At 68.7% G+C, this 15,146-nt stretch carries 14 protein-coding genes; 6 read left to right on the top strand and 8 right to left on the bottom strand.

The annotated features are described in order from the left end of the window. Window positions 1–49 precede the first annotated feature (49 nt). Window positions 50–1,063, top strand: coding sequence for an MFS transporter (locus ACFWN2_RS23380; RefSeq protein WP_382430543.1), 1,014 nt, complete (start codon window positions 50–52; stop codon window positions 1,061–1,063). Here ACFWN2_RS23380 and ACFWN2_RS23375 read toward each other — a convergent pair. Then, on the bottom strand, window positions 1,057–1,761 hold the full coding sequence (locus ACFWN2_RS23375) for an LLM class flavin-dependent oxidoreductase (protein ID WP_382430541.1): 705 nt from the start codon (window positions 1,759–1,761) through the stop codon (window positions 1,057–1,059). The genes ACFWN2_RS23380 and ACFWN2_RS23375 overlap by 7 nt on opposite strands. Further along, the gene (locus ACFWN2_RS23370; protein ID WP_382430539.1) at window positions 1,733–2,545 is read right to left on the bottom strand and encodes an NmrA family NAD(P)-binding protein; all 813 of its coding nucleotides are present in this window, start codon (window positions 2,543–2,545) and stop codon (window positions 1,733–1,735) included. The genes ACFWN2_RS23375 and ACFWN2_RS23370 overlap by 29 nt, the downstream gene beginning before the upstream one ends. Before the next feature lie 138 nt (window positions 2,546–2,683). Here ACFWN2_RS23370 and ACFWN2_RS23365 point away from each other — a divergent pair, with 138 nt between their 5' ends. The 3 genes from ACFWN2_RS23365 to ACFWN2_RS23355 all read left to right on the top strand — a co-directional run bounded on the left by ACFWN2_RS23365 (window position 2,684) and on the right by ACFWN2_RS23355 (window position 5,769). Continuing rightward, window positions 2,684–3,538 carry a bile acid:sodium symporter family protein gene (locus ACFWN2_RS23365; RefSeq protein WP_382430537.1) on the top strand — a complete coding sequence of 285 codons (855 nt, stop codon included), beginning with the start codon at window positions 2,684–2,686 and terminating at the stop codon, window positions 3,536–3,538. A gap of 33 nt (window positions 3,539–3,571) precedes the next feature. Beyond that, window positions 3,572–4,963: a carboxylesterase/lipase family protein gene (locus tag ACFWN2_RS23360; protein WP_382430535.1), complete on the top strand. Its 1,392-nt coding sequence runs from the start codon at window positions 3,572–3,574 to the stop codon at window positions 4,961–4,963. A gap of 137 nt (window positions 4,964–5,100) precedes the next feature. Further along, window positions 5,101–5,769 carry a lipopolysaccharide kinase InaA family protein gene (locus tag ACFWN2_RS23355; protein WP_382430533.1) on the top strand — a complete coding sequence of 223 codons (669 nt, stop codon included), beginning with the start codon at window positions 5,101–5,103 and terminating at the stop codon, window positions 5,767–5,769. A gap of 152 nt (window positions 5,770–5,921) precedes the next feature. Here ACFWN2_RS23355 and ACFWN2_RS23350 read toward each other — a convergent pair whose 3' ends face one another. After that, entirely contained in the window at window positions 5,922–6,710 is a 789-nt protein-coding gene (locus ACFWN2_RS23350; protein WP_382430532.1) for an ABC transporter permease, read from the bottom strand. Continuing rightward, the gene (locus ACFWN2_RS23345; RefSeq protein WP_382430531.1) at window positions 6,707–7,651 is read right to left on the bottom strand and encodes an ATP-binding cassette domain-containing protein; all 945 of its coding nucleotides are present in this window, start codon (window positions 7,649–7,651) and stop codon (window positions 6,707–6,709) included. Before ACFWN2_RS23345 ends, ACFWN2_RS23350 begins: the two co-directional genes overlap by 4 nt. 98 nt (window positions 7,652–7,749) lie before the next feature. On the opposite strand from ACFWN2_RS23345, the gene ACFWN2_RS23340 reads away from it, so the two are divergent. Together ACFWN2_RS23340 and ACFWN2_RS23335 are read left to right on the top strand one after the other, a co-directional pair. Continuing rightward, window positions 7,750–8,499 carry a TetR/AcrR family transcriptional regulator gene (locus ACFWN2_RS23340; protein WP_382430529.1) on the top strand — a complete coding sequence of 250 codons (750 nt, stop codon included), beginning with the start codon at window positions 7,750–7,752 and terminating at the stop codon, window positions 8,497–8,499. A gap of 207 nt (window positions 8,500–8,706) precedes the next feature. Beyond that, window positions 8,707–9,465, top strand: a complete 759-nt coding sequence (locus tag ACFWN2_RS23335) for an anti-sigma factor family protein (protein ID WP_382430527.1) — start codon at window positions 8,707–8,709, stop codon at window positions 9,463–9,465. A 76-nt stretch (window positions 9,466–9,541) separates the two neighbouring features. On the opposite strand, the gene ACFWN2_RS23330 is transcribed toward ACFWN2_RS23335, so the two are convergent. The 4 genes from ACFWN2_RS23330 to ACFWN2_RS23315 are packed head-to-tail and all read right to left on the bottom strand — an operon-like array spanning window position 9,542 to window position 15,048. Next, window positions 9,542–10,930: a nickel/cobalt transporter gene (locus ACFWN2_RS23330; protein WP_382430525.1), complete on the bottom strand. Its 1,389-nt coding sequence runs from the start codon at window positions 10,928–10,930 to the stop codon at window positions 9,542–9,544. A 17-nt stretch (window positions 10,931–10,947) separates the two neighbouring features. Beyond that, on the bottom strand, window positions 10,948–12,240 hold the full coding sequence (locus tag ACFWN2_RS23325; RefSeq protein WP_382430523.1) for a tetratricopeptide repeat protein: 1,293 nt from the start codon (window positions 12,238–12,240) through the stop codon (window positions 10,948–10,950). Beyond that, window positions 12,237–13,835 carry a DUF4331 domain-containing protein gene (locus tag ACFWN2_RS23320; protein WP_382430521.1) on the bottom strand — a complete coding sequence of 533 codons (1,599 nt, stop codon included), beginning with the start codon at window positions 13,833–13,835 and terminating at the stop codon, window positions 12,237–12,239. Before ACFWN2_RS23320 ends, ACFWN2_RS23325 begins: the two co-directional genes overlap by 4 nt. 37 nt (window positions 13,836–13,872) lie before the next feature. Beyond that, a complete protein-coding gene (locus tag ACFWN2_RS23315) occupies window positions 13,873–15,048 on the bottom strand; it encodes a pyridoxal phosphate-dependent aminotransferase (RefSeq protein ID WP_382430519.1) in 1,176 nt (391 codons plus the stop codon). Window positions 15,049–15,146: the final 98 nt, after the last annotated feature.

Raw genomic sequence — 15,146 nt, 5'->3', positions numbered from 1 at the left:
GGCGTGGGCGTGGTGCTCGCACCTCATCCCGATCTACGCGCTGTACGCGTTGCTCTTCGCCGACAGCGGGCTGTCGGACGCCCAGATCTCGGTGCTGCTCGCCATCTGGTCGCTCACCGCGGTGGTCTTCGAGGTGCCCTCGGGCGCCATCGCCGACCGGTTCTCGCGGCGCAGCTCGCTGGTCGCCTCCGGTGTGCTGCAGGCCTTCGGGTACGCGGCCTGGGTGGTGTTCCCGTCGTTCTGGGGCTTCGCGGCCGGGTTCGTGCTGTGGGGACTGGGCGGCACGCTGCAGTCGGGCGCGTTCGAGGCCCTGCTGTACGACGGCTTGGCGGCCAACGGCGACGAGGACCAGTACGGGCGGCTCAACGCCCGTGTCGACACCATCGAGCTGATCGCCCAGGTGCCGGTTGCGGTCGTGGCCACCGCGCTGTTCTCGCTCGGCGGCTACCAGCTGGCCGGCTGGATCTCGGTCGCCATGTGCCTCGCGTCGTCGGTGATCGCATTGCGGTTCCCGGAACCCGAGCGAGGCGAAGACGAGGACGAACCCGGGTACTTCGCGACCCTGGTGAGCGGCCTGCGCGCGTCCGTGCCGATCAAACGCGCCGTGCTGGCAGTGGCCCTGGTGTACGCCATCGACGCGTTCGAGGAGTACTTCACGCTGCTCGCCCAGGACTGGCACGTGCCGACGATCTGGGTGCCGATGGCGACGATCGGCGTGCCGCTGATGGGCGCGGCCGGCGCGCACCTGGCGGGCCGGTTGCCGTTCCGCGGCTGGGTGCTGTTCGCGTCGGGTGTGCTGCTGGTCGTGGCGGCACTGCTGGCCGTGCCGCTCGCGATCGTCCTGCTGGGACTGTTCTACGGCCTGTACCGGTTCGTGCTGGTGCACGTGGAAACCGAGCTGCAGCACAGGATCGAGTCCGACGCCCGTGCGACGGTCACGTCCGTGGCCGCGATCGGGTCGGAGTTCGTGGCGTTCGCGATCTACGGACTGTGGGTGCTCGGCTCGGCTGTCGCCATCGGTGTGTTCATCCTGGTCATCGCGCTGGTGGTGCGGCGTCAGTGAGGAAGCGCGCGCCGTGGACGGCGTTCGTCTCTCGAAGAGCGGCGGTCCGGCCAGGCTGAACACACTGCCGACCCCAGCTCTTCGACGTCGGCAGGGCTGCCGACCTTCACGAGCAGCCGGTCGGGGTCGTGGGCGAGACCTTCGTCGAGATCGTTCGCCAGCACGCCGATCCTGGGGTGCGCGACCTGGTCGCGGTACCTGCTCACGTGCTCGGTCTGTCCGGCGAACACGAACAGCCCGTCGTCGTGCTCCGCCGCCAGGTCCGCGATCTCGGGCGACCGAGTGCAGGCGTGCCAGACGTACGTGCCCCGCCAGAGGGCCTTGAACGCCGCGTAGTGCTCGATCGTCAGCGGCAGGCCGTACTCGATCTCCTCGCCGAACCAGCCGAACACCTTCGCTGTGTTGCCGCGCCCGAGCACCAGGTCCGTGCGGTCCGGGGCGAGGAGGGCGAGCGTGGCGTACTCGGCGGCGAGCCTGGCCGGGTCGTTCGTGGTGATCAGCGTGGTGGCGGTGGACAGGCGCAGGGTCGTCCTGGCCGCGATGTGGGCCAGGAGCGTGGTGGGGGACGAGGAGTTGTACGGCGGGTTGTGGTGCTCGCCGACCGCGAAGACGTCCAGTCCCGCCTCGTCGGCCGCGACCGCGAGCGCGACGATCCCGGCCGGTTCGAGGTCACCCGCAGTGAAGACGCCGATCTGCACGACGTTCAGTGTCCGCCAGGAACGCCGAGAAGGTGCGCAGGCCGGGATGCAGGGCGCGCAGGGCGTTGATGTCGACGTCCGGCTCGGCGTCACTGCCGAACACCTTGAGCAGCTCGGGATCGTCCACCTGGAACTGTTCGTACCCGAGCCCCATCAGCCCGGCGATCTCCACCGGCGTCAGCAGGTCGCCCGCCAGCGTCAGCGACGTTCCGGCGAACCGGCCGGGGTCCGTGAACACCCGTGCCGCGATCGCGCCGATGTCGTCCACCGCGACCAGGTGGTAGCGGACGTCCGGGTGCAGCAGGTGCGTCAGCTTCGGCAGGTCCGGCGCGTACAGGCCGTCCATGAACGTCGTCGGCCGCAGGATCGTCGCCGGCAGGCCGAGGTCCGCGATGTGCCGTTCGACCTCCCACTTGCTGTCGAACGACGCCACGCCCGTCTCGGCCGCCGCCTCGACCAGCGACGCGTACACGAGGTGCGCGACGCCGGCGGTGAGCGCGGCGTCGGCGACGTTGCGGCCCCAGCGCGTCTCGGCGGCGGGGGAGTAGCCCTGCGGTGACCTCGGGTCGTGCGGCGCGGGCTGCACGCTGAACACCGCGTCGGCACCGGTGAAGGCGTGCTTCAGCGACTCCGGCGAGTCCTGGTCCGCGACGACGGTCGACGCGCCCGGTACCAGTGCGGCGGGGTCGCGGGTGACCGCGCGGACGTCCCACCCCGCCTCGACGAGGTGCCGCGCCACGGCACCGCCCTGCTTGCCGGTCGCCCCGAGCACCACAGCAATCATTTCCGCCCCCAGAAGGTTTTCTACAGAACTATCACAGGCGCGGGTGCCGCCACCTGGCCGATTCCATCGGCGCGGGCGTAACGCCAGGATCTTCCGAACAGATCAAACTGCACAAGCTGGACATCCGCGGAGGCCGCCGTGCTAGTCGTACAGATCTTCCTGCCGCTGGCGCTGGGCCTCGTCATGTTCGGCCTCGGCCTCACCCTCACCACCGACGACTTCGCCAGGGTCGCCAAGTACCCGAAGGCCGCCGTCATCGCGCTCGTCTGCCAGGTGGTCGTCCTGCCCGCGGTCTGCCTCGGGCTGGTGCTCGCGTTCGGGCTCAAAGGTGTGCTCGCCGTTGGCATGATGCTGCTCGTCGCGTCACCGGGCGGCACGTCGGCGAACCTGTTCAGCCACCTCGCGGGCGGCGACGTCGCCCTCAACATCACGCTCACGGCCATCAACTCGGTGCTGGCGGTGTTCACGCTGCCGCTGGTGGTCGGCCTGAGCATGGCGCACTTCATGGCCGACAGCGCCGAGGTCGGGTTGCAGCCGGCGAAGTTCGTGCAGGTGTTCGCGATCGTGCTGGTGCCCGTCGCGATCGGCATGCTGGTGCGCCGCAAGTTCGAGGCCTGGGCGCTGCGCATGAACGACACCGTGCGCATCGCGTCCGTCGTGGTGCTGGTGCTCGTCATCATCGCCGCGATCGCGCAGGCCTACCAGCAGCTGATCGACAACATCGGCACGCTCGGCCCGGTGGCGTTGCTGCTGAGCATCTTCAGCCTGCTGATCGGCTACTACGTGCCCAAGGCGTTCAAGATCGAGCGCAAGCAGGCGATCGCGAGCGCGATGGAGATCGGCATCCACAACGCGACCATCGCGATCACGCTGGCGCTGACGGTGCTCAACGACGAGACGATGGCGATCCCGCCCGCCGTGTACGGGGTGCTGATGTACCTGCCGGCGGCCGTGGCGGCGCGGTTGTTGTCCCGCAACAAGACCGCCGTCTAAAGCGCTTGCGGCCGTCGCTAGGTTGATCGTGACATGCGTTCAACCACAACCATTTTGATGGCGGCCGTTCTAGTTGCCGCAACCGCCGTTCCCGCCCATGCCGCGGGAACCGTCCGCACCGACACCGGATTCGTGTCGGGAACCACGTCCTTCCAGGGCATCCCGTTCGCCGCGCCGCCGACCGGGGAGAACCGCTGGCGCGATCCGCAGCCCGTCCAGCCCTGGCGGGGCGTTCTGAAGGCCGACGAGCCCGGTCCTCGCTGTGACGAGGCCGAGGACTGCCTCTACCTCAACGTCACCAGGCCACCGAAAGCTAGGAACCGGCCCGTTCTGGTCTGGATCCACGGCGGTGGCTTCACCAGCGGCGCCGGTGCCGACTACGGCGTGGACCAGTTGGTGCGCAACGGGTCCGTCGTCGTCACGATCAACTACCGCCTCGGTGCCTTCGGGTACTTCGGCTTCCCCGGACTCGCCGGCTCCGGCGCGTTCGGGCTGCGCGACCAGCAGGCCGCGCTCGAATGGGTCCAGCGCAACATCAGGCAGTTCGGTGGCGACCCGCGCAACGTCACGTTGTTCGGGTCGTCCGCGGGCGGACTCTCCACGTGCGCCCAGCTGACCTCTCCCCGCGCACGCGGCCTGTTCCACCGGGCGATCATCCAAAGTGGACCGTGCCAGCTCGGCCTGCCCGCAGGGGAGGGCCGCGTCCAGCACGTCTGGGCCGCGCGCTCTGATGTCGAAAGCGCCGGTGCGCAGGCATCGGGCTGTGCGGACGTCGCGTGTCTGCGGCGGCTCACGTTCGAGCAGGTGCAGGCGCTGACACCGCAGTTCTCGTCACCCGCTTACGGCACGGAAGCGTTGCCGGAGAACCCGGTCACGGCGTTGCGGGAGGGTCGATTCCACCGGGTCCCCGTGCTCGCGGGCACCAACCGCGACGAACAGACGGTGTTCGTGGCGATGTACTACCCGCCACTCGACGCCGCCGGCTACGAACAGGCGCTGGCCGACGGGTTCGGTGCCGCCAAGGCCAGGCGGATCCTCGCCGCCTACCCACCACGAGGTGGCGACGAACGCGTGGCGCTCTCGGCCGCGTTGACCGACATGACCTCGTACTGCACGACGGCGGAGCTGCGCGCGCAGACCGGGGCGTACGGGTACGAGTTCGCCGAACCGGACCCGCCGATGATCTTCCCGGGCCTGCCGGAGTTCCCGTACGGCGCCTACCACGGCTCGGAGCTGCCGTTCCTGCTCCGGTACGCCGGAGTCGAACCGGCGGGGGAGCAGCTCGGGCTGTCGGACGAGATGGTGCGGGCGTGGACGCGGTTCGCACGGACCGGACGCCCCGGCTGGGCACGTCAGGACCTCCAGATCTTCGCGACGCGGCCGGTCGCGCCGGTTGATCATCGGTGCGATCTGTGGGCCAGCTAGAAGATCGCGCACGCCGTCGGCGAGTGGTAGAACGTTGAACCATCGGTGGGCCTCCGTGCGTACATCGCCGCAGAAGGCATTCCCCGGCGTGCCTCTCGTCCGAAGCGTCCTGTGCCACACCGCTTGGAGGTAGGTGTTTGTTCCCGCAGCTGCGGACCGCCGTCCACGTCGAACCCCTGGAGGGAGAGGGGCTCACCAACGTCCTGCACCTGGTGACCCTCGCCGACGGGCGCAAAGCCGTGCTGCGGCAACCCAAGGTGGCGCGCGACCTGCCGAAGTTCGTCGTGCCCGGCGCACCCGAGATCCTCGCGCACAACGGCCGCGGCGACGTGCTGGTCGAGTACGTCGAGGGCAGGACGCTCGCGGACGCGCTGCCCGTGTCCGACGAGGTCTGGCGCGGCATCGGCCTGGCGTTCCACAAGGTCCACAGCGTCGGGCTGCTGCACAACGACGTGAACCTCCACAACATCATCGTGGGGGAGGGGAAAGCCACTCTGATCGACTGGGACAATCCCGGCCAGGGCAACCCGCTCGACGAGCTCGCGGCGTTCGAGGAGCACCTCTACCTGCATGGAACCGTTCTGCCGCAGGCGTTCTGGGACGGCTACGGCTCGCAGCCCGACCCGGTGCTGTTGCGCGTGCACCGGATCGCGGGCTGCATCGGCTGGCTGGCGAGCGAGGACTGGCGGGAGTGGGAGGCCGACCCGACGCTGAGGCCCGAACACCTCGCCAGGGTCCGGAACTGGCGGCGGCTGCTCACGCGCTGGCTCGCCGACCAGTTCCGGACTGACTTCCTAGCGCGGTGACCACAATCCTCGCCGGGTTGTGCACGGCCCAGGTGGACGCCTCGCGGCACCTCCCCCACGCCCCCGTACAACCAGTACGAGGACGTGGGGGAGGCACCACGATGCATCGCCCTGGACCGCGCACAACCCGGCAAGGGTTGGTGGTCACCGCACTAGCGGCTGAGGTTGCGGTACTTCCACACCGACAGCGGCCAGAAGATCGCCACGAACACCGCAGGCCACAGCACAGCCAGTAGCAGCGAGTTCTGCGCGGCCCACGAGTCGCCGCCGACACCGGGGTTGCCGAACAGCTCACGCGCCGCCGCCACCGTGGACGACAGCGGGTTCCACTCCGCGACCACCCGCAGCCAGCCCGGCATCAGCTCCGGCGAGACGAACGTGTTCGCGAACATCGTCAGCGGGAACAAGAACATCCACGACGCCTGCGCCGCTTCGGGCTTGACCAGCAGGCCGAGGTAGATGCCGATCCACACCAGCGCGAACCGCAGCCACAGGAACAGCGCGAACGCCACCAGCGCGTTGAGCAGCCCGTCGCGGAACGACCAGCCGATCACCAGGCCGCACAGCGCGAGCACCAGCAGTTCGAGCGACGAGTTCACGAGGTCCGCGATGCTGCGCCCGGCCACGACACCGGTCTGCGACATCGGCGAGGCGCGGAACCGGTCCGTGACGCCCCGGTCGGCGTCCATCGACACCATCATCAGCGTCGAACTGACTCCGAACGCGATGGTCTGGCCGAACATGCCCGGCAGCAGGAACTCGATGTAGTCGCCACCGCCGAAGACGTTCATCGCGCTGCCGAACACCAGGCCGAAGATCAGCACCGAGATGATCGGGTAGGCGAGGTTCGCGAACACCCTGACCGGCTCGCGCACCCAGTGGATCAGGTCCCGCTTGGCGACGATCCACGAGTCGACCGCCGCGTACTTGACCGCGTTCACGCCCGCACCTCCGTGACTGCCTTGTGTCCGGTGATGGCGAGGAACGCGTCGTCGAGCGTCGGGCGTCGCAACGCGATGTCCTCGGCCTCGACGCCCTTGGCGGCCAGTGCCGACGTCACCCTCGTCAGCGCCGCGACCCTGTCCGCCACTGCCGCGCTCACCCGGAACGCGTCGTGGTCGACCTCGGCGCCGTCGCCGAGCACCTCCGCCACGAGCGGCAGTTCGCCGGCGTCGCGGACCACGACCTCGATCCGGTCGCCGCCGAGCCGGGACTTGAGCTGGTCGGGCGTGCCCTGCGCGGCGACCCTGCCGGTGTCCAGCACGACGATCTGGTCGGCGAGCTGGTCGGCCTCGTCCAGGTACTGCGTGGTCAGCAGGACCGTCGTCCCCTCCGCGACGACCCGCTTCACCTCCCGCCACACCTCGCCGCGGTTGCGCGGGTCGAGGCCGGTGGTCGGCTCGTCCAGGAACAGCACGGACGGCCGCATGATGAAGCTCGACGCCAGGTCCAGGCGCCGCCGCATGCCGCCCGAGTAGTGCTTGGCCCTCTTGTCCGCCGCGTCCGTGAGCCCGAACTGCTCCAGCAGCTCGTCCGCCCTGAGCCCTGCCTGGCGCTGGGACAGGTGGTAGAGCCGTCCCCACATGACCAGGTTCTCCCTGCCGGTCAGCACGTCGTCGACCGTGGACTGCTGGCCGTTCAACGCCACCTGGCGCCGCACGGCCGGAGCCTCCCGCGCCACGTCGTGGCCCGCGACCTCGGCGCGGCCGCCGTCCAGGCGCAGCAACGTGGCCAGGATGCGCACCGCCGTGGTCTTGCCGGCGCCGTTCGGGCCGAGCAGCCCGCAGACCGTTCCCGCCGGTACGGACAGGTCGAACCCGTCGAGCGCCCACTTCTTGTCGAACCTCTTGCGCAGGCCTTCCGCCAGCACAGCGTGTCCCACGACTTCACCCCCGTGGCTTAACTGCGTACAAAGTAAACTAGGTGTACGTTGTACACGGTTCTAGGATTCACATGCAAGGAGTTTGTGAAGGGGGCTTGGTGAAGAGCGATCGTGACCGGAGCGTGCGGCTGCTGTGGGAGCCGCCGGCCGAGCCGACCAGGGGACCGAAGGCCGCGCTGAGCCAGTCACGGGTGGTCGAGGCCGCCATGAAGGTGGCCGACGCCGACGGCGTGGACGCGCTCACCATGCGCCGGGTCGCCGAGGCGCTGGGCAGCACCGCGATGTCGCTCTACCGGCACGTGCCGGGCAAGTCCGAGCTGCTGGACCTCATGGTCGACGCGGCGTGGGGCGAGACCGAGCACACCCCGAAGGGCCCGTGGCGTGACGGGCTGGAGTTCTTCGCGCGGCAGATGTGGGGGATGTACCGCGCGCACCCGTGGATGCTGCAGCTCACCACCTCGCGCCGGATGCCCGGCCCGCAGGCCATGACGCGTCAGGACGCCGCGTTCGCCGTCGTGTCCGACCTGGGTCTGGAGACCGAGGAGATCGTCGCGGTCGTCACGGCGGTCAGTCACTTCGTCGACGGCGTCGGCCGCACGATGGCGGACCGGGTGAAGGCCGAACGGGAGTCCGGCGTGTCCGACGAGGAGTGGTGGGGCACCACCGACTCGCTGTGGGAGCACTTCACGCCGGAGCGGCTGCCGATGATGACCCACATCTGGAACTCGGGCGGCTTCGACCGCCAGCTGGACGAGTTCGAGTTCGGTCTCGCACGCGTTCTCGACGGCCTCGTGACGTTCGTCGAAGCCGAGGAGCGACCGTCAGTTCGTCGATCTACGTGCCTGTAGTCATTTGAGACGACTTGAGTCGTCCGATCGAGTGAAAAGCACAGCTCAGGCAGGGCGTGGAACGTAGTTGCGCGGTCACGTAATGCCATTGTTATGCGATATCAGAATGAACTCGTTCGAACGCTGAACCGACCACTCCTATCTGCCCGTTTTCACTTGTGACACCGTTTCGCCGCGGGGGTCGAATCGGGACGACGAGGAGGTCGTATGACAGCTGGCGCGCACGACGCGGTCACCCTTGGCTGCTACGCGCTCGGCGTTCTGGACGCGAACGAGAGCTTTGGCGTGGAGCAGCACCTCCGGGGCTGTCCGTCCTGCCGTGCGCAGGTCGCCGACTTCCATCGGATCCGAACAGCACTTGACGACGTGCCTCGTGAGGCATTTCTGCACGAGCTCGAGGACGACCTGCCCATGCCGTCGGACCTGCTGCTGCAGCGCACGCTGCGGCAGATCAGGCAGGAGTCGGTCATCCCGCAGCAGCGGGAGGCCGCCCCACGCCTGAGAGCCAGTCCGCCACCGGCGGAGGAGGAGCTTCCGGCACCTCAGCACGCCAAGCCCCGGCGCTGGCCGGGCTATCTCGCCGCCGCGGCAGTCGCCGCGGTGGTCGCGTTCGGGGGCGCTGCGGTGTTCATGCAGAACCAGGCGCCGGGTACCAGCGTCGCCTCGACCCGCACGGGCGAGGGGACTGCGGGCGGGATCAAGATGGTGGCCAAGATCGAGCCGTCGTCGCAGGACCGCTACCTGGTGTCCGCGGAGATCAGCGGGTTGCCCGTCGCCCAGAAGTGCAAGCTGATGGTGGTGGGCACGGACGGCACGAAGACCGAGGCCTTCGCCTGGACGACGACCGACAAGCAGACGGCAGACGGCTCCCGGCCGCAGGCCATGGTCAGCGTCTCGCCGGACAAGGTGAAGTCGATCGCGGTCGAGAACGCGGAAGGCAAGACGTTCGTCATCGCGAACCTGTGAGGACGGAAACGAAGAAGGGCCCGGATTCTGACCGAATCCGGGCCCTTCGTCTTACGTCTGTCTTACGTCGATGTAATTAAACGGCCTGCAATGTCAGCCACGCGCCGACGACGATGACCGTCGCGGCCGTGCCGACAGGTGCGTAATGCGACAGCAGGCGGGTGGCACGGCCGTCCAGGATTTTCTCGACGCGTTCCCGCGCCTTCACGAGCAGCAGTCCGACCGCGGTGAGCGTGCCGGCCATGCCGATTCCGTAGCCGAACACCAGCAGCACTCCGAACCACGTGCGGCCCAGCGCCATCGCACCGAGCAGGACCACGAGCGCGGACGGGGAGGGGACCAGGCCGTTGGCGGCGCCCATGCCGACGAGGCTCGCGCGGCTGTAGCCGTGGCCGTGCCCATGACCGTGTCCGTGGCCATGACCGTGCCCACGTCCGTGGCCGTGACCGTGACCGTGTCCCGTCAGGGCTCCGGCGAGCGCGGGTTCGCGGGTCGACGACAGGGCCGAGCGCAGCAGCATCACGCCGATCACCGCGATCAGCACGCCGCTGACCAGTCCGAGCCAGCGCAGCACCTCCTCACCGGCCAGCGCGCTGGAGGCGCTGATGACCAGGCCGAGGACCAGCACGCCACCGGTGTGCGTGGCCGTGACCGACGCACCGACGATGAACGCGTCCTTCGGCGTGCCCTGACGCCCGGCCAGATAGGCCGCGATGAGCGTCTTGCCGTGACCGGGCAACGCGGCGTGCGAGGCGCCGAGCACCAACGACAGCAGCAGGGCCAGGAACCCGAGCCACGGCGTGAGGTCGTCGCTGCCCAGGATGTCGTTGAGCTTGGCCGCCGTGACGCTGAACGACTGGACGGGGGAGCCGGAGGCCTGCTTCGGCTCGGACCCGCTGCCCGGTTCGGCGGTGAACGTGACCGAACGGACGTCCATCGGGCTGCTCAGCAGATCTTCCGGGTAGGTGCGCAGCTCGTCGCTGGTGCTCTCGGTCGGCACCGGCGAACCGGCGATCCTGACGCCCGTGCCGGCGGCGGTGATCTCACGCCAGCCGACGCGGTCCGCGTTCGACTCGTCGCGGAACTCGAGCCTGGCCGGCCGGTCGAGGTCCACCTTGGCGGTGAACTCGCAGACCAGCCGGGTCGTGAGGAGGTCGGCCTGACCGACCGGGTGCTGCTTGGCGGAGCTGGAGAGCGTCCAGGAGATCCGCCGCCCGTCCACGGTGGAGCTGTCGGTGCGGGACACCTCGTCGCACCACTGCCTCGCGTCGCGGGTCTTCAGGTTCTCCTGCAGCGTCGGGATCTCCGCCACGTCGACCACGGATCTCAGGTCGATCCGGTCGGGGTGCAGGTGCAGCCCGTGGTAGTGGTTGACGCTGAAGTTGCCCAGCGGGTGGGCGGACGCCTCGCCGGTGATGAAGAAGATCCCGGCGAGCAGCAACGCGACCACGAGAACCGGTCGCACCACCCAACCCGACAGGCTCACCTGTCGCCTCGAAGCTCCGCGAGCTTGCGGCCGGCCTTGAGGGACTGCAGCGGGGAGAAGTTCGCGTTCAGGGTGAGCGCCCGCACCAGTGCCTCCTGGGCCTCGGCGACCCGGCCGAGCGCGGCCAGGATCATGCCGCGGTGGTAGGAGAAAGTGGCGTTCTGCCAGCCCATCGCGACGGCGCGGTCGGAGTAGCTCAACGCCTCGGCGTCCCGTCCGTTGACGTGCAGGGCCCAGGCCATCGCGTCGGCCACGAAGACGCTCTGCCGGCGGCTCCACTCGGCTTCCGCACGGCGCAGTGCCTGCATGCCATCACCTCGGTCGGCGGCGACGAGGGCCGCGGCCAGATCGTCGGAAGCACCCTGGGACTCCATCAGTCGCTGCTGTTCGGTGAGCACGCCGTACTGCCGCGCGGCCTCGTCGCCGTGGCCGCCTGCCTCCAGCAGCTCCGCGTACTCCTGCAGGTACTGCGGCAGGGGAGCGCGGGCCACCAGCCTGCGGTACGAGTCGAGCGCCACCGGGACGTCGCCCCGTGCCGCCGCGACCTTGGCCATGCCCTGAGTGAGAGTCATGTCGTCTCCTCTCGCCGCCAGCCCGTGCTGGTAGTGGTCAGCGGCTTCGTCCAACCGGTTGTGGTCGAAGGCGAGTTCGCCCAGCCGGTAACGGCAGAACGCGATCTCCTCGGGCGTCGTCGAGGCCTTGAGCGCGCGTTGCATCGCGTCGCGGGCACCGTCGACGTCACCGTGGAGCTCGAAGTGGAAGGAAGCGCGGGCGAACGACGCCGTGTTCGGCTTGAGGTCCAGCATCTTCTGCACCGCGTCCTGCGCGCCCGCGTCGTCGCCGAGCTGCGTCAACGCGTCGGCCAGCACGCCGTGGGCCTCCGCGGAGGACGGCAGTGCGGCGATCGCCTTCAGGCCCCAGTCACGGGCCGCGTGGAAGTCGTGGCGGGCGTTGGCCAGCGTGCCCGTGCCGATGGCGGCCAGGCCCGTGTCACCCGCGTTCTTCAAAGCACCTTCGGCCTTCGCGTAGTACGCCGGGTCTGCCGTGACCCGTGCCAGCTCCACATAGGACGAACCGAGCCGTGCCCAGGAGTCCTTGTCCCCCGGCAGCTCGTGCAGCCGCTGCTGCAGCTGGTGCACCACCTTGTGCATCTGGTTCTGCTGCGCCACGGCCGGAACAGGGGGCGCGCCCCCGGCCCTGCTGTCGGCAGGACCGGAGGCGGCTAGGTAGGCGATCGCCGCGGTGACCAGGAGAACCACCGCGACGACCTGCCGTTGTTGGTACTTCACTTCGAGTGGGACCCGTACTTGCGGATCTGCTGCTGACGCTTGCGCCAGAAGAGGAAACCGGCACCGAACACGACCGCAGAACCGACCGCCGTCGTCATGGCCATCGGGTCGATGTTCCCGATCTTGCCGACCGGGTTGACCGCGACCTCGGCCGTGGTGCCGCTCGCGTTGACCGCCGTGCCGTTGCGGGGCAGGCCCACGTACGGGAAGTTCGCCTCGAACGGCTGGTCGTTCGCGTCGACCTTGTCACCGGTGGCGAGCGCGTCGACGAGCTTGCCGGACGCCGCCGCACCCTCCATCGCCTGCACGGCGATGTCCACCACGTCGTCGGTCAGCCGGCGGCCGTTCGGGAAGCCCTGCGTGTCACCCGCGAGCAGGCCCAGCCGGTTCGGGTTGGGGTTCACGTCGATCATCATGTTCAGCCGCAGCATCTCCGCCGGCCGGAACTTCCGCGCGTCCGCGTCCTTGTTGTCGACCTGCGAGTTCAGGTCCGCGTTGATCTGCGCGCCCAGCTTCTTCGTGACGCCGGTCAGGAAGATCTCGGCCAGGTCGTCGCGCTGACCCTTCGGCGCCGGGATCTTGTAGATCGCCTCGACGAGCTTCGGCAGCTCCGGGTTCACGACCCGGTCCACGAGCTCCTTCACGTTCGCGTCCTGCTCGGGACGCAGGCCGTTGAACGCGTCCTTGAGACCCGCGGGCGCCACGACCTCGTTCACCAGCGGGTTGCCCAGACGCGAGACCTGCACGAAGTCACCGGTCGGCTCCGCCTTGCCAGGCGAGAGCTTCAGGCTGCGCTTCTGCGTCGTGCTCCAGATGCCGATGTTCGGGTTGCGGTGGTTGTCGTTGCGCAGCGCCAGCGCGTTCTTGGGGAGCTGGATCGCGATGGTGTTGACGTTGTAGCCGCGCAGCGTGTCCTGGCCGACCTCGCTCAGGTTGCCGCCGTAGAGCAGGTCGAACACCCGCAGGTCGGCGAAGAACGAGTCCTCCGACGGGCCCACGTAGACCTTGCCGCCACCGGCGATCTGCGTGATCGCCTGGTCGCGCAGCTTCTTGAAGTCCGGCATCGACGCCGGGCCGTTCGGCGACGGCGCGACCGGGGCGTTGTTCACCAGCTTGACCTTCTGGCCGTTCTGGTAGATCGCTTCGAGGTTGTAGCGCTGCCGGAACAGCAGGTTCTCGTCGTCGAGCGAGTCCACGACACCGTTGGCGTACAGGAACGTGTCGTTCTTGCGCCGGTCGTCGGTCTCGAACGTGAACCGCAGCGTGATGTCCGGCTTCGCGTCACCGTCGCTGTCGACGTTGAAGTCGTACTGCGCGTCCTCGGCCCACGGGAAGAAGTTGGGGCCGCCGTTGGGCTCCTGGAAACCGGACCAGTTGCCGACCAGCGTGACGGTGTCCTTGTGGTCGGGACTCACGAACGCGTACAGGTCCGTGTTGTCCACGGCCGGGTCACCCGCGATGAGCGGAGCCTCGCGGTGCGAAGACGCCGTGGCGCCGTTGCCGCCGAACATGGCCGCGTTCAGCAGTGTGGCGGCCACCAGCGCGGCCGCAGCCACCTGGCCGCGCCGACCGCTGAGGGCGTGCGGTGATGACATCTCTGGGCAACCTTTCGGAGAAGTGGTTCGGTCGCTGTCAGGCGCTGTGCATCAGCAGCGACGGTTCGCTGGAGTGGCTCGAATGGGACGGGTGATCGTTGGTCCACCTCGCCTGGGTGAAGTCGCGGATGCCCTCGACGAGCCGGTCCACGTCGTGTTCCGGCCGCACCACCAGGCGCGCGAACTTGCTGGTCATGCCGAGCTTGTTGCCGCACTCGCGGATGAAGACCTGGTGGCGGGACAGCAGGTGGTCCCGCAGCTCGCGGCCGTCGATGCCGCCGCCGAGCTTGACCAGCAGGAAGTTGGCCTGCGAGGAGTAGACGGTGAGGTCGGGGACGCGCGAGAGCTCCATGCCCATCCGGTACCGGTCCCGTGACAGCAGACGCAGGCTTTCGGCGTACTCGCCCTCGTGCTCGGCCAGCATGAACACGACGGTCTCCGCCAGGGAGTTGAGGTTCCACTTCGGCAGGATCTGGCGCATCTTCCCGGCCAGACCGGGATTCGCGACCAGGTAGCCGAACCGGATGCCGTGCAGGCCGAAGTTCTTGCCGAGGCTCTTCAGCACGACCACGTTGGGCCGGATGGACGCCTCGGCCGCGACCGACGGAACCCGCTCGACCTCGACGAAGTCGATGAACGACTCGTCGATGACGATCAGGTCCAGGTCGGACAGCTCGTCCATGAAGCGGATGATCTCCCTGCGCGGCAGGTACCCGCCGTCGGGATTGTTCGGGTTGCAGATCACGGCCACCTTGGAGCCGCGGGCGCGGATGAACTTGATGTACTCGTCGACGTCCAGCTCGAAGTTGTTGCTCTCCTGGAGCAGGAACATGTCGACGCGCTTGTTGCTCTCCATCGGCTGGTCGGTCCAGCGGCCGAAGGTCGGGATCGGGATCGCGACGCTCTCGTGGATCCACATGTGGTCCATCCACGTGATGAGCTCGGTGCTGCCGTTCGACATCGCGATCGTCGCCGGGTTGAGCCCCAGCACGCTGCTCAGCTGCGCCGCGATCTTCGTCGAGTCGCTGGGGTAGAACTTCAGGACCGCTTCGAGGTTCTTCGACAGCTCCTCGAACATCTGCGGCGTCGGGAAGTACGGGTTGCACGGGATGCAGAAGTCCACGAGCTCACCCGCACCCGTCCGCGACAGCTCGAAGTAGGACGGGCTGTGCGCGGTCTGCTGGAAGAGACCCGAGTCCACACCATGCCGCACGCGATCACTCCGTCCCTCGGTCCGTTTCCGACACCGGGGCATACGTGCCGTTGTTCACCACGGTTCACGGGTCCGTTTCGGGAAGGTCTCGGAACGGT

It is taken from the genome of Lentzea sp. NPDC058436 (assembly GCF_042721515.1).
Lineage (GTDB): Bacteria > Actinomycetota > Actinomycetes > Mycobacteriales > Pseudonocardiaceae > Lentzea.
Note: the sequence above shows the minus strand (reverse complement) of the source record. Positions and strands in the feature narration are given on the sequence as shown.

Excerpts from the sequence above, each read along its gene's own strand:
- ACFWN2_RS23370 (WP_382430539.1), bottom strand. The coding sequence starts at position 2,545 with ATGATTGCTGTGGTGCTCGGGGCGACCGGCAAGCAGGGCGGTGCCGTG.
- ACFWN2_RS23360 (WP_382430535.1), top strand. The coding sequence starts at position 3,572 with ATGCGTTCAACCACAACCATTTTGATGGCGGCCGTTCTAGTTGCCGCA.
- ACFWN2_RS23335 (WP_382430527.1), top strand. The coding sequence starts at position 8,707 with ATGACAGCTGGCGCGCACGACGCGGTCACCCTTGGCTGCTACGCGCTC.
- ACFWN2_RS23320 (WP_382430521.1), bottom strand. The coding sequence starts at position 13,835 with ATGTCATCACCGCACGCCCTCAGCGGTCGGCGCGGCCAGGTGGCTGCG.